This window comes from Gulosibacter sediminis (assembly GCF_030011715.1).
GTDB classification, from domain to species: Bacteria; Actinomycetota; Actinomycetes; order Actinomycetales; family Microbacteriaceae; genus Gulosibacter; species Gulosibacter sediminis.
Map to the genome: position 1 here is coordinate 1 of NZ_JASCYH010000052.1, position 11389 is coordinate 11389.

At 67.4% G+C, this 11389-nt stretch carries 13 protein-coding genes and 1 pseudogene; 6 read left to right on the forward strand and 8 right to left on the reverse strand.

From position 1 onward, the window contains the following. Nucleotides 1-36: 36 nt before the first annotated feature. The 4 genes from QM019_RS11730 to QM019_RS11745 all read right to left on the reverse strand — a co-directional run bounded on the left by QM019_RS11730 (nucleotide 37) and on the right by QM019_RS11745 (nucleotide 3056). On the reverse strand, nucleotides 37-1281 hold the full coding sequence (locus tag QM019_RS11730) for an acyl-CoA dehydrogenase family protein (RefSeq protein ID WP_282853144.1): 1245 nt from the start codon (nucleotides 1279-1281) through the stop codon (nucleotides 37-39). A gap of 207 nt (nucleotides 1282-1488) precedes the next feature. Continuing rightward, the gene (locus tag QM019_RS11735; RefSeq protein WP_282853153.1) at nucleotides 1489-1929 is read right to left on the reverse strand and encodes an EamA family transporter; all 441 of its coding nucleotides are present in this window, start codon (nucleotides 1927-1929) and stop codon (nucleotides 1489-1491) included. Then, nucleotides 1827-2408: an EamA family transporter gene (locus QM019_RS11740; RefSeq protein WP_282853146.1), complete on the reverse strand. Its 582-nt coding sequence runs from the start codon at nucleotides 2406-2408 to the stop codon at nucleotides 1827-1829. The genes QM019_RS11735 and QM019_RS11740 overlap by 103 nt, the downstream gene beginning before the upstream one ends. Before the next feature lie 102 nt (nucleotides 2409-2510). After that, nucleotides 2511-3056: a hypothetical protein gene (locus tag QM019_RS11745; RefSeq protein WP_125106385.1), complete on the reverse strand. Its 546-nt coding sequence runs from the start codon at nucleotides 3054-3056 to the stop codon at nucleotides 2511-2513. Nucleotides 3057-3399: 343 nt separating this feature from the next. Here QM019_RS11745 and QM019_RS11750 point away from each other — a divergent pair, with 343 nt between their 5' ends. Further along, nucleotides 3400-4224 carry an endo alpha-1,4 polygalactosaminidase gene (locus QM019_RS11750; protein WP_282853148.1) on the forward strand — a complete coding sequence of 275 codons (825 nt, stop codon included), beginning with the start codon at nucleotides 3400-3402 and terminating at the stop codon, nucleotides 4222-4224. A 25-nt stretch (nucleotides 4225-4249) separates the two neighbouring features. On the opposite strand, the gene QM019_RS11755 is transcribed toward QM019_RS11750, so the two are convergent. Further along, complete coding sequence (locus tag QM019_RS11755; protein ID WP_282853149.1) at nucleotides 4250-5146, reverse strand: LysR family transcriptional regulator; 897 nt, start codon at nucleotides 5144-5146, stop codon at nucleotides 4250-4252. A 68-nt stretch (nucleotides 5147-5214) separates the two neighbouring features. Between QM019_RS11755 and QM019_RS11760 the strand changes: the two genes are divergently transcribed. Both QM019_RS11760 and QM019_RS11765 read left to right on the forward strand, forming a co-directional pair. Further along, nucleotides 5215-6210, forward strand: coding sequence for an EamA family transporter (locus QM019_RS11760; protein WP_282853150.1), 996 nt, complete (start codon nucleotides 5215-5217; stop codon nucleotides 6208-6210). Nucleotides 6211-6380: 170 nt separating this feature from the next. Continuing rightward, complete coding sequence (locus QM019_RS11765; protein ID WP_282853151.1) at nucleotides 6381-7745, forward strand: aldehyde dehydrogenase family protein; 1365 nt, start codon at nucleotides 6381-6383, stop codon at nucleotides 7743-7745. 72 nt (nucleotides 7746-7817) lie between these two features. Here QM019_RS11765 and QM019_RS11770 read toward each other — a convergent pair whose 3' ends face one another. From QM019_RS11770 to QM019_RS11780, 3 genes and pseudogenes are all read right to left on the reverse strand, one after another. Continuing rightward, a complete protein-coding gene (locus QM019_RS11770; RefSeq protein WP_193128547.1) occupies nucleotides 7818-8669 on the reverse strand; it encodes an HpcH/HpaI aldolase/citrate lyase family protein in 852 nt (283 codons plus the stop codon). Nucleotides 8670-8800: 131 nt separating this feature from the next. After that, nucleotides 8801-9130: pseudogene (locus tag QM019_RS11775) on the reverse strand (DNA alkylation repair protein); the annotation flags it as partial. Then, on the reverse strand, nucleotides 9064-9210 hold the full coding sequence (locus QM019_RS11780; protein WP_282853154.1) for a hypothetical protein: 147 nt from the start codon (nucleotides 9208-9210) through the stop codon (nucleotides 9064-9066). The pseudogene QM019_RS11775 and the gene QM019_RS11780, both read right to left, overlap by 67 nt. Before the next feature lie 157 nt (nucleotides 9211-9367). Here QM019_RS11780 and QM019_RS11785 point away from each other — a divergent pair, with 157 nt between their 5' ends. The 3 genes from QM019_RS11785 to QM019_RS11795 are packed head-to-tail and all read left to right on the forward strand — an operon-like array spanning nucleotide 9368 to nucleotide 11339. After that, complete coding sequence (locus QM019_RS11785; protein ID WP_125106380.1) at nucleotides 9368-9727, forward strand: GntR family transcriptional regulator; 360 nt, start codon at nucleotides 9368-9370, stop codon at nucleotides 9725-9727. Next, complete coding sequence (locus QM019_RS11790) at nucleotides 9724-10617, forward strand: ABC transporter ATP-binding protein (protein ID WP_282827967.1); 894 nt, start codon at nucleotides 9724-9726, stop codon at nucleotides 10615-10617. The genes QM019_RS11785 and QM019_RS11790 overlap by 4 nt, the downstream gene beginning before the upstream one ends. Before the next feature lie 2 nt (nucleotides 10618-10619). Then, nucleotides 10620-11339, forward strand: coding sequence for a hypothetical protein (locus QM019_RS11795; protein WP_282853152.1), 720 nt, complete (start codon nucleotides 10620-10622; stop codon nucleotides 11337-11339). The last annotated feature ends 50 nt before the right edge of the window (nucleotides 11340-11389 follow it).

Sequence of the window (11389 nt, forward strand, 5' to 3'; positions counted from 1 at the left end):
GCGTCCAGCTGCGCGGCCCGACCTCGTTCGCGAGCGCTACGACACCGGTGCGGTCGCCGTTGCCTGCCGCGTCACGGTGCCGATCGCCCACTGATACGCGGGCTCGGTGCCGGAGACTTCGAAGTCGCCGACGGTGCGTGCTTTGTAAAGCCAGGGGTTGTGCGAGGCGACGGTGCGGGCATTGCGCCAGTGCCGATCGTGCGCGGCCGAGGCACGCACCCCGGATGCGCCGAGCGCGTCGAACAGGCGGGTCGCGGCCTCGGGCACGAGGCGCGACAGCGTCACCTGGGCGCGCGCCGAATCGAGCTCCGAAGCGACCACGGCGGCCTGTGCCGCCGCCACCGAGTCGTCGCCGCCAAGGCCGCCCCGCACGGCGGCTGCCGTCTGGTAAGCGTGCTCGATCGACTCGGCGACGCGCTGCACGAGCGCATCGGCCGCGAACGAGGTCGCCCCGATCTCGCCGACCGCCTGCAGAATCTGCGGGTCGTCGCGCACCCGATCGGCGTTGCCGTGGCTGTAGGTGCGCTCGCGGGCGGCGACCGCCGACGAGGCGTCGCGCAGCACCGTGCGAGCGATGCCAGCGTGTGTCGCGAGCAGCACGAGCTGGTAGAGCGCGGTCTGGTAGGCGAAGCGGTCGTCGAATGGAATCACGTCGGCGCGCTCGACCGCGGCACCGCTGTACACGATCGTGCCCGTTCCGGTGAGCTGTTGGCCGAAGCCGTCCCAGTCGTCGCTAATGGTCACCGAGTCCTGGTCCAGCGGCACGACCGCGATGTACTGCGTGCCGTCGTCGGCCTGCACCGTGGTGTCGGAGTAGTCGGCGTAGATCGAGCCGGTCGTGTAGAACTTTTCGCCGGTCACGCTCGCCGCGTCGCCGACGAAGTCGATCTTCGTGCCGAGCTGGCCGCGCTCGACCGAGCCGATTTCGCTCCACGCGTTGCCGACCACGGCACCCTCGGCGAGCCGCGCGAGCCAACGCGCTCGGAAGTCACTGTGGCGCGACACGAGTACGTCCTCGACGAAGGCGATGTGGCCCCGCCAGATCTGCGCGACGTTCGAGTCGGCGGCGGCGAGCTCGACGAGCAGCGCGGCAAGCTGGGGCACGGTGGCACCAAAGCCACCGGCCGCTTCGGGCAGCCGAACCCGCCCGAAGCCCGCTTCGGCGAGCGCGCGCACCTCGGCGACCGGCAGGGCGCGCTCGCGTTCGCGCTCGACGGCGCCGGCCGCGATGCTCGCGAACACGGGCGCGAAGTGGTCGTGCAATTGCTTGGTCGTGGTCATGGCCCCTCACTTGGTCGGTCGAGTGAACGTGCAGCCAAGTTAGGGGCGGCGGGCGGCGGACGGAAGCGAGCCGCGTCACGATGATTCACGAGGCGTCACATGTGACGCCGACGCGACATACTCCGTCAACAACGTCGCGCCGAGCGCCCGGTATGCCTCGAGCGCACGGTCAAACTTGGTCGAGCCCGCCTGAGCCGTCGACCCGAGCTATTTCGGCGGCAACGGATGCGCGCCGACCGGGTTCGGCTGCTTCGCGAACCAGACGATGAGCGCGCCCGCGACGGCGACGAGGCCGATGCCCGCGATCGCCTGCGGCGACATCGCCTGGCCGAGCAGCACGAAGCCAACGAGGCTGCTCAGCGCCGGGTCGACCGCGAAGAGCACGCCAATGATGCGCGCCGAGGTGATGCGGCCGGCGATGGTGTCAACCGAAAACGGAATCGCGACGCCGATCACCGCCGAGAACGTGAATAACCACCAGTCCGGCCCGTCGATGCGGGGCAACTGCGGCACGGCGATCGGCAGGGTCACCACCGCCGCGATCGTCACCGAGAGCGCGACACCGTCGAGCCCGCTGCTCGCCTTGCCGATGCGGTCGGCGCCAATGGTGTAGACCGCGAAGAAGAACGCGGCGCCCAGCGCGAACAGGTACCCGGCGAGGTCGAAGTAGCAGAGCGGGCCTGCCGAGATGAGGGCGACCCGGCGACGGCGACGAGCGCGCAGAGACCCTCGCGCAGCCGCCGCGAGCCGAGCAGCGCGATCGCGCACGGCTCGAGGAAGTCGAGGGTCACGGCGACGCCGAGCGGGATGCGGTCGATCGCGTTGTAGAGGCAGAGGTTCATCGCGGCCATCGCGACGCCATAGACGCAGATGCCGAGCCACTCGCGCCGGCCGCGACCGCGCAGGCGAGGCCGCACGATGACGAGCATGAGCACGGCGGCGATAAGCATACGCACCGCCGAGGTGCCGTACGTGCCGAAGTCGCCGAAGAGTCCCGACGAGATCGCGGCCGAGGTCTGAATTCCGAGCGAACCGACGAGCACGAGTCCGAGCGCCCGCAGCACCGAGGTGCGGTCGGGCCCGGCAGGAGTTCGTGGCTCGCGCGAGGGCGCCGCGGGGTTGGTCATTCCCTCAGCCTAGGGCGAGACTCGGGCCAGGTTGTCCAAGGCGCCGCGGCCGAACTTGACTCGACGAACAACGCTTCGTTCCCGCTGCAGCGCCCTTTGCCCTCAGAACGGATAGCCATGTTTCAGCAAGAAGCTGACGCCGGAGACTACCGCGAAGAGCAGAAACGTCACGGCGATCCATGGGCAGGCCCATCGGCTCGTCTGATAGGTGCCACGTCGGAGCGTTGGCAGCAACAGCATCAGGCCAGTGACCTGCACGGCCGTCAGTACGAGATATGACCAGTCCTCGAACACGAAGACGAGGGCGACAAAGTGCAGGGCAACGCATAGGCCGATCCACCAGCCATACCATCGCGTCTGTTTCTGCCGCGCGAGCACGATGCAGCCGCCGCCGATGAGCACGACCTCGGCGAGCACCACCAGGCCGAACACCCAGTAGCGGCCCTCGAGCGCGGTCGACGTCGACCAATTGCGCCATACCAAAATCCCAAATGCGATCGCGACGAGCATCGAGACCACCGAGCCTGCTCCCAACCAGCCTCGGAGCTTCGGTCTCGGGTCTTCCTGGGACCAGCCGAACCAGCCCGCAGCCATGACTGACAGCCAAGCAACCGCAAAGGCCTGATCCCGCAAGAATTCTGTCAGCATGGTGCATCCTCTCGCGGTACCGGAATTGGCTCTTGTCTACACGATATTCATGGCATGTAGCTTCCTCTTCCGACGAGGGTGCGATTTCGGCGTGCCCTCGGCACGATCCTCACCGTCACCCGTGCCGCCTCAGCGGGCGTGCTCCTCTCGTTCGTGCTGACGCTGCTCGGGCCGACGTTCAAGCTCTGCGACTGAGCGCTGCGATGAGTGAGTTCTGGCATGTGCCGACCGTGTCCGACACGAGCGCTGACTGATGGCAACTACTCTGGATCAGTCTCGTGACGCTCGCGCTCACCCTGGTCGGCGTCGTCGGCTTCCGGCGTCGCGACATCGGAAGGTAGGCATGGTTCGACCGACACTCACCGCTCCCGGCCTGCTCACGCTGGCGGTGACGCTGGCGTTGAGCGGATGCGCGGCCGACTCGGTCGCGCAGGTGCGCCAGCCTCCGGCAGACGCGGGCTTCGATTATCAGCTCGGCGGCGCGTACGACCCGCCCGAGGGCGTGACCGTCGTCGAGCGCGACCGCACGGCCGCCCCCGCCGATCTCGGCTATGACATTTGCTACGTGAACGGCTTTCAGACCCAACCCGAGGCCTCCGCGTCGTTCGCCCAAGCGCACCCCGAGTTGCTCGTGACCGCGAGTGGTGAGCCGCTCGTCGACCCCGGCTGGCCCGACGAATTCATCTACGACACGTCGACCGAGGCGAACCGCGCGGCGATCGCGGAGCTCGTGGGCGACGAGATCCTCGACTGTCAGCGCGGCGGCTACGACGCCGTCGAGTTCGACAATCTCGACTCCTATCTGCGGTCCGACGGCGCGCTCGCCGAGGCCGACAACGTCGCCCTCGCGACCAGGTACGCGCAGCTCACCCACGACGCGGGCCTCGCGGTCGCCCAGAAGAACGCCGTCGAACTCGCGAGCAAGCTGCGCGATGCCGGCTTCGATTTTGCGATCACCGAGTCGTGCGTGCAGTTCGACGAGTGCGCCGATTACGCCGAGGCGTACCCCGTGGTGCTCGACATCGAATACACCGACGAACTCGGCGAGGCCGGATTCACGGCAGCATGCGAGGCGCCCGAGCGCCCCACGACGATGATCTTGCGCGACCCGAAGCTCGTGGCGGCGGGCGACCCCGATTACGTCTTTGAGGCCTGCCCGCAGGCGTGACGTCGACGCTGGGGGAGCAGCCCCGTTAGTGCGCGCCGGGCTGCAGCGCGAGGCTGTCGCGGTAGAGGTCGATCGCGAGGGCGACGAGCGCCGGCGTGAGCGGATGCGCATCCTGCGCGCCCCAGATGAGGTGCACGCCGATCGGCGGCGCGTCACGAATCGGCCGATACGCGATGCCCTCGCGCCGATACTGCGCGGCCGTCGCCTCGGAGCTCACCCCGGTACCCTCACCGGCCGCGATCATCGCGAGCCAGTCGTCAATGCCGCCGGTGGGCAGCACGCGGGGTTTCGGCTCGCCATCCCAGAGCCCGGTGCGCGTCGTGCCCGAGACTCGGTCGACGAGCAGGGTGCGCTCGCGCAATTCATCCCACTTCACACTGCGCCGCCGGGCCCAGGGATCATCAGACGACAGCACGGCGAAGCGCCGCTCGTACCCGATGAGGGCGTGCGGCCAGGGCCCGAAGCCAACCGGGTCGCGCACGACCGCGATGTCACAAAGCCCCTCGCCAAGTCCACCGTTCGCGAGGTTGTGGTGTACGAAACGCAGCGTCGTGCCGGGATGCTCGCGCTGCCAGCGCCGCTGGAAGGTCTGGGTGCGCGCGCCGAACGACGACCACGCGTGACCCAGGAGCACGGTGTCGGCGCCGGATTCCGCCTCGCGCAGCAGCTCATCGACCGACGCGAGCGTGGCCCGGGCCCGCGTGAGGATGCGCGAGCCGGGGGTCGTGAGGCGCACCGATCGGCTGTTGCGCACGAGCAGCCGCACCCCGAGGGCTCGCTCGAGCGCGCTGACATTGCGTGACACCGCGGCCTGCGACACGTCGAGCTGATGCGCGGCGCTCGTGAAGCTGCCGGCGTCGACGACGGCCACGAAGTGCAGCAGGTGCCGCAGTTCGAGGCGGTCGGGGCCAAACACATCCATACGCTCAGCGTATCAATAGGCCGTCAATTGCATTTTGCGTAACGATGGCGCGATCGTAGCTTTGATCCATGGCCCGCAACCTGTTCGCCCAGCACCTGCCGACCGCGCCGGTTCCCGCCCCGATCGAGGGCACCGGGCGTGATCGAGCCGTCGGTGTTGGCCTCATGCTCACGGCGGCGACCTCGACCCAGTTCGGTGCGTCGTTCGGCGCGCTCGCGTTCCCCGCGATCGGCCCGGTCGGCGTGGTCGCGGTGCGCCAGTGGGTCGCGGCCATCGTGCTCGGTGCGGCGGCGCGGCCGAAGTTCTGGCGGTTCCGGGCCTCGCAGTGGCGGCCGATCCTCGTGCTCGCGTTCACGTTCATGCTCATGAACCTCTGCGTCTACGTCGCGATCGACCGCATCGGCCTCGGCCTCACCATCACCCTCGAATTCCTCGGCCCACTCGCGATTGCCCTGTTCGGCTCGAAGCGCTTGCGCACCGTGCTCTGCGGCATCGCCGCGGGCGTTGGGGTCGTCGTGCTCGTGCGGCCGGGAGCGACCGACGATTATCTCGGCGTCGCCGTCGCCCTCGTCGCTGCCGTGTGCTGGGCGGTGTACATCTTCGCGAATCGCGCCGTCGGGCAGCGACTGCCGGGCGTCGAAGGCTCGGCGACCGCCGCCGGCATCTCGGGGCTTGCCTACCTGCCGATCGGCATCTTCGTGCTCATGAACAGCGAACTGACGCTGCCGGTCGTCGTCTACGCCCTGCTCGCCGGCGTGCTCTCGTCGGGTGTGCCGTATTTCGTCGACGTCATCGCGCTGCGCCTCGTGCCCGCCCACTTCTTCGGTGTCTTCATGAGCGTGCAGCCGATCCTCGCGGCGCTCGTCGGGATGCTCATGCTCGGCGAACGCCTCGACCTCACGTCGTGGATCGCGATGCTCGTCATCGTGGCCGCGAACGCCGTGGCGGTCACGGCGACGCCACGTGTGAGCGGACCCAAGTGGGTCGACGCGAGACGCCCTCGAGGAGAAGGCAAGTCTTCGGCGACTCCAGCCGTTCACAACGTGGCCGGGAACAACGGCTAGCGCCCGGCCAGTTTCGTGGCGGGAGTGGAGGCCAGCAGCGCTCCGAGCGGCGCGTAAGTCCGCGCGAAGGCGTCCGATTTGCGCATGCTGTGGTCGCGTTCAGCCCCGTGCTGCAATAATTGAACGCCATTTACCGCTTCAACGCCGAATCCAGAATGGAGCAGTCCAGAATGACCACCTTCGCTGTTATTAACCCTGCCACGGGAGAGACTCTTGCCGAGTACCCCGACGCGACTTCGACCGAGATCGAGCAGGCGCTCGCATCGGCGCAGCAGACCTACCAGGAGTGGTCGCGCAAGACCACGGTCGCCGAGCGAGCGAAGCTCGCGGTGCGTCTTGGTGAGCTGTTCGAGGAGCGTCGCGAGGAGCTTGGCGCGATCATCAACCGCGAAATGGGCAAGCCGCTCGACCAGTCGATCGGCGAGGCCGAGTTCTCGGGCGCCATCTCGAAGGCGTTCGGCGAGAACGCCGAGAAGTGGCTCGCCGACGAAGAGCTCGAGGTGGAGGACGGCCTGCGCACGTTCTTCCGCTTCCAGGGCACCGGCGTGATCCTCGGCATCATGCCCTGGAACTATCCGTACTACCAGGTCGCCCGCTTCGCGGTGCCGAACCTCATCCTCGGCAACACCGTGATCCTCAAGCACGCGGCGCAGTGCCCCGAATCGGCGCTCGCGCTGCAGCAGCTCTTCCTTGACGCCGGGTTCCCCGAGGGTGCCTACGTTAACGTCTTCGCGACCCACGAGCAGCTCTCGGACATCATCGCCGACGACCGCATCCAGGGCGTTTCGCTCACGGGCTCGGAGCGCGCCGGCGCGATCGTTGCTGAGCAGGCGGGCAAGCACCTCAAGAAGTGCGTGCTCGAGCTCGGTGGTTCCGACGTCTTCGTCGTGCTCGAGGGCACCGCTGACATTGACCGCGCCGTGCGTCACGCTGTGGGTGGTCGCATGGAGAATACGGGTCAGGCCTGTAACGGCTCGAAGCGCATCGTTGTGCACGAGTCGGTCTTCGAGGAGTTCTCGCAGAAGTTCAAGGAGGCCATCGCGGGCCAGTCGTACGAGAACGGTGACTTTGGTCCGCTCTCGTCGTCCGGTGCAACGAGCACCCTGACCAAGCAGGTGCAGGGCGCGCTCGACCAGGGCGCCGAGCAGCTCGTCGGTGACAACACGCCCGAGGGCAACGTCTACACGCCCTCGGTGATCACGGGCATCACGCCCGAGATGGACGTCTACAGCCAGGAGCTGTTCGGACCCGTCGCGCAGCTCTACAAGTTCTCGACCGACGACGAGGCGATCAGCCTCGCGAACTCGTCGCCGTATGGGCTCGGCTCGGCGGTGTTCTGCGACGACGAGGCGCACGCCGAGGCGGTCGGCAACCAGCTCGACGTCGGCATGGTGTTTATCAACGCCACCGGCCTCGAGGGCGCCGACGTGCCCTTCGGCGGCGTGAAGAAGTCGGGCTACGGTCGTGAGCTCGGCAAGGTCGGCATGCTTGAGTTCGCGAACAAGAAGCTCTTCCGCTTCGCCGCGAAGAAGTAGCGCGCCACGGCAACGGCCCCGGAGTCCACGATGGTGGGCTCCGGGGCCGTTTTCGGTTGCTCGGCGGCGGCGCTAGTAGCGAACCGGCTCGATGCCGAACGCGCGCGCGAGGTGGTCGATGCGCTCAGCGCGCTTGAGGCGGGGCAGATCGCTGCCGTCGCGCACGATGCGCCCACGCGCGTCGAACTCGGCGATGAAGTCGCGCGCCCAGCCGACGTCGGCCGGAGGCGGGCTCAGGCACTCGTTGATGACGGGCAGCTGGTTCACGTCAAGGCAGAGCTTGCCGGTCAGCCCGAGGCTCACGGCGGTCTCGCACTGTTCACGAATCACCGGGTGGCTCTTGCTCACGGTCGGGCCATCGATCGGGCCGGTGAGGCCGGCGATCGCGCTCGCCGTCGTGAGGCGCGAGCGGGGGTACGCCATCGCGAGGTCCGAGGCCTCGGTACCCGTATCGCGGCGGTAGTCGCCCGAGCCGAACGCGAGGCGGAAGACGCCCTTCGCCTTCGCGATCGTGACGGCCGACTCGATGCCGAGCGCCGACTCGATGAGGGGAATCACGGGGGTGTTCCCGCCGAGGCGCTCGAAGGTCTCCGAGACTTCTTCGGGGTACTCGGTCTTGGCGAGCATGACGCCTTGCAGGCCCTTCACACCGGCAAGGTTGTCGACGTCGCCCGCCCAGAATTCGGTGCTGCGGGGGTTGATGCGCACCCAGGCGGAGCCGCCGCCAGCGAACCACTCGAGCACATCCTCGCGCGCCTCGTTCTTGTAATTCGGGTCGACGCCGTCCTCGAGGTCGAGGATGAGCTGGTCGGTGCGGGATGCGCGGGCCGAGTCAAACTTGTCGGTCGAGCGGGCAGAGAGAAGTAGCCACGACCGCGAGATCTCCGGAGGAACCTCGAGTTTCTGCTTCGGCGAGTTCGACATGCATTCCCTTTCGTGCGAGTGGCCCGACTCGCAAGCCTAGCCAACTTGGGGCCGCGACGGCAGAAATGCGACCGCAGCGATACACAAGCCGCATCGCCCCTTTCGCGAAGCGGAGTGGTTCGCGGCGTCGATTACGCCTTGGCCTCGTTACGGCGAACGATCTCGGCGATCCAAATCGGCGCGAACGGCGACGTGCAGTTCGGGGGAGTCGGGTAGTCCTTGAGCACCTCGAGGCGTTCGCCAATGTCGATCGCGCGGTCGCGCAGCTCGGGGTTCGCGATGCCGATCTCGGCAAGGGTCTGATTCATCGCCCACTGCAGGCGCTCGGGAGCGTCGCGCATCTCGCGCTCGATCTGGTCGAGCAGCGCCGGCTCGTCGATGCCCTCCGGGCGCTTCACGACGCGCTCGCTCGTGAGCGCCCAGCCGGCGCTCGCGACGATAGCGTCCGCGTCGGCAAACCATTCTTCGCATTGATCGCGGCCATCTTCGGGTCGCTGATGCTGTCGAATTCGCCGAGCAGCTCGGGCACGTGCTCGGTCATGGCGATCTCCTCGGGTCGGGCATGGGGCGGCCATTCCCAGCTTAGTGACGCCGGGCAGCAGAGCTCGGGGTTGACTCGACCGTAGTTACATGGTTAGTTGGCTGAGTAATGAACCACGGCGGTAGTGAACCCGCCGCCACGACCAACCGGAGGTGACATGCTCGACGAATCCAAACCGCTGTTCATTGCGGTGGCAGAACAGATCGAAGATGGCATTCTCGACGGCACCTACGCCGAAGACAGCGCCGTTCCCTCTACCAACGAACTCGCCGCATTTTTGCGCATCAACCCGGCCACCGCCGGCAAGGGGCTCAACCGCCTTGTCGACGCAGGCATCCTCACGAAGCGCCGCGGCATCGGCATGTTTGTTGCCTCCGGCGCCATCGACCGACTCCGGCGCCGTCGCCAGGACGGCTTTCGCGAGCAGTACATCCGGCCGCTGCTGCGAGAAGCTGCGCAGCTCGGCATCCGCCCCGAAGAGATCGCCACCATGATCACCGAGGAGACCACCTCATGAACGCCATCGAACTCACCAACGTCAGCAAGCATTTCCGCGACGTCCACGCGCTCGACGACGTCTCCGTCACCTTCGACGAGCACCGAATTTACGGTCTGCTCGGTCGTAACGGTGCCGGTAAGACCACCCTGATGAAGCTGCTCACGGGGCAGCAATTCGCGACTTCCGGCAGCGTGCGGGTGTTCGGCGAGAACCCCGTCGAGTCGGCGCGCGTGCTCTCTCGCACCTCGTTCATCCAAGAGAGCCAGAAATACCCCGAACAGTTCCGCGCGAGCGACCTGCTCGACATCACCGCGGGGCTTTACCCCGAGTGGGACGCCGACTTCGCGGCGCAGCTGGTCGACGACTTCCGCCTGCCCGTGAAACGGGTGATCCCGAAGCTCTCGCGCGGCCAGCTCTCGGCCGTCGGCATCATCATCGGCCTCGCCTCGCGGGCGCCGTTGACGATCTTCGACGAGCCATACCTCGGCCTCGACGTCGTGGCCCGTCGGTTGTTCTTCGACCGGCTCCTCGCCGACTTTGGCGAGCATCCCCGCACCGTGCTGCTCTCGACTCACCACATCGACGAGGTCTCGAAGCTGCTCGAGCACGTCGTGCTGCTCGACGAGGGCCGCGTGCTCGCCGACGCCTCGGTCGACGAGCTGCGCAGCGCGGCGACCGAGGTCTCGGGGCGGGCCAGCGACGTGCGCGCCTTCGCCGCCGACCGCGAGACGCTGCAGCTGCAGACACTCGGCAGCCTCGCGACGGCCGCGGTGCTCGGTGACCGCACCGAGATCGTCGCCGCGACATCCGCAGCCGGGCTCGACACCGCGCCCGTGTCGCTGCAGGACTACATCGTTCACCTCACGACCTCGGCGGCGCCAGGCGCCGTCACGGCAGGAAAGGAGTAGCCATGCGCTACAAGAGTGTCGTCAAGATGCACACCATCAACCGCATGCAGACGTACGGCTGGCCGCTCGTGATCATGCTGATCGCCATCGCCTTCATCATCGCGATCGGCCTCACTGTGCACTCGGTGTCCGACGCCGAGGGTGTCGAGGGCATGAACAATGGCATGCGCTTCAACGGCGCGATCTTCACCGTGTTCGGCCCGATCGTCATGCTCGGCTTCATCTCGATGGGGCAGTACTTCCCGCTCGCCCTCGGCCTGGGGCTAACCCGACGCGAATACGTGCTCGGCACCTCGCTCGTGTTCCTCGGCTACGCCGTCGCGTTCACCGCGATCGTGCTCATCGGCAAGAGCATCGAGCTCGCAACGGACGGCTACGGACTGCGGGTTCGGTTCTTTGACGTCGCGTACGTCGGCTTTGGCCCGCTGTGGCAGACGGCGATTCAGACCTTCCTCATCGCCATGAGCGCGATGCTCGTGGGCGCGGCGTTTATCTCGGGCTACTTCCGCTGGCGCCAGACCTTCATCTGGAGCTTCTTCATCACCGTGGCGGTAGTTGGCCTCGCCGTCGCGATCCTGTCGATGCGGTCGTTCGAGTTCGCGACGTGGTTCGGCAGCCTGTTCGCCCTCGACTGGTGGGCCTACATGACCACACTCGGGGTCGTGGCGGTGGTCGCCGGCGTGGCCTGGCTCGTTCTCGTGCGGCGTACCCAGCTGCGCTAACTCGTGCGGCTCACACTACTGGCGCCCTGGCGGGGCATGCACCCCGCCAG

What these genes read in the sequence shown, in the direction of transcription:
- QM019_RS11730 (WP_282853144.1), bottom strand. Translation starts at nt 1,281, where the DNA reads ATGACCACGACCAAGCAATTGCACGACCACTTCGCGCCCGTGTTCGCG.
- QM019_RS11740 (WP_282853146.1), bottom strand. Translation starts at nt 2,408, where the DNA reads ATGACCAACCCCGCGGCGCCCTCGCGCGAGCCACGAACTCCTGCCGGG.
- QM019_RS11745 (WP_125106385.1), bottom strand. Translation starts at nt 3,056, where the DNA reads ATGCTGACAGAATTCTTGCGGGATCAGGCCTTTGCGGTTGCTTGGCTG.
- QM019_RS11750 (WP_282853148.1), top strand. Translation starts at nt 3,400, where the DNA reads ATGGTTCGACCGACACTCACCGCTCCCGGCCTGCTCACGCTGGCGGTG.
- QM019_RS11755 (WP_282853149.1), bottom strand. Translation starts at nt 5,146, where the DNA reads ATGGATGTGTTTGGCCCCGACCGCCTCGAACTGCGGCACCTGCTGCAC.
- QM019_RS11760 (WP_282853150.1), top strand. Translation starts at nt 5,215, where the DNA reads ATGGCCCGCAACCTGTTCGCCCAGCACCTGCCGACCGCGCCGGTTCCC.
- QM019_RS11765 (WP_282853151.1), top strand. Translation starts at nt 6,381, where the DNA reads ATGACCACCTTCGCTGTTATTAACCCTGCCACGGGAGAGACTCTTGCC.
- QM019_RS11770 (WP_193128547.1), bottom strand. Translation starts at nt 8,669, where the DNA reads ATGTCGAACTCGCCGAAGCAGAAACTCGAGGTTCCTCCGGAGATCTCG.
- QM019_RS11780 (WP_282853154.1), bottom strand. Translation starts at nt 9,210, where the DNA reads ATGACCGAGCACGTGCCCGAGCTGCTCGGCGAATTCGACAGCATCAGC.
- QM019_RS11785 (WP_125106380.1), top strand. Translation starts at nt 9,368, where the DNA reads ATGCTCGACGAATCCAAACCGCTGTTCATTGCGGTGGCAGAACAGATC.
- QM019_RS11790 (WP_282827967.1), top strand. Translation starts at nt 9,724, where the DNA reads ATGAACGCCATCGAACTCACCAACGTCAGCAAGCATTTCCGCGACGTC.
- QM019_RS11795 (WP_282853152.1), top strand. Translation starts at nt 10,620, where the DNA reads ATGCGCTACAAGAGTGTCGTCAAGATGCACACCATCAACCGCATGCAG.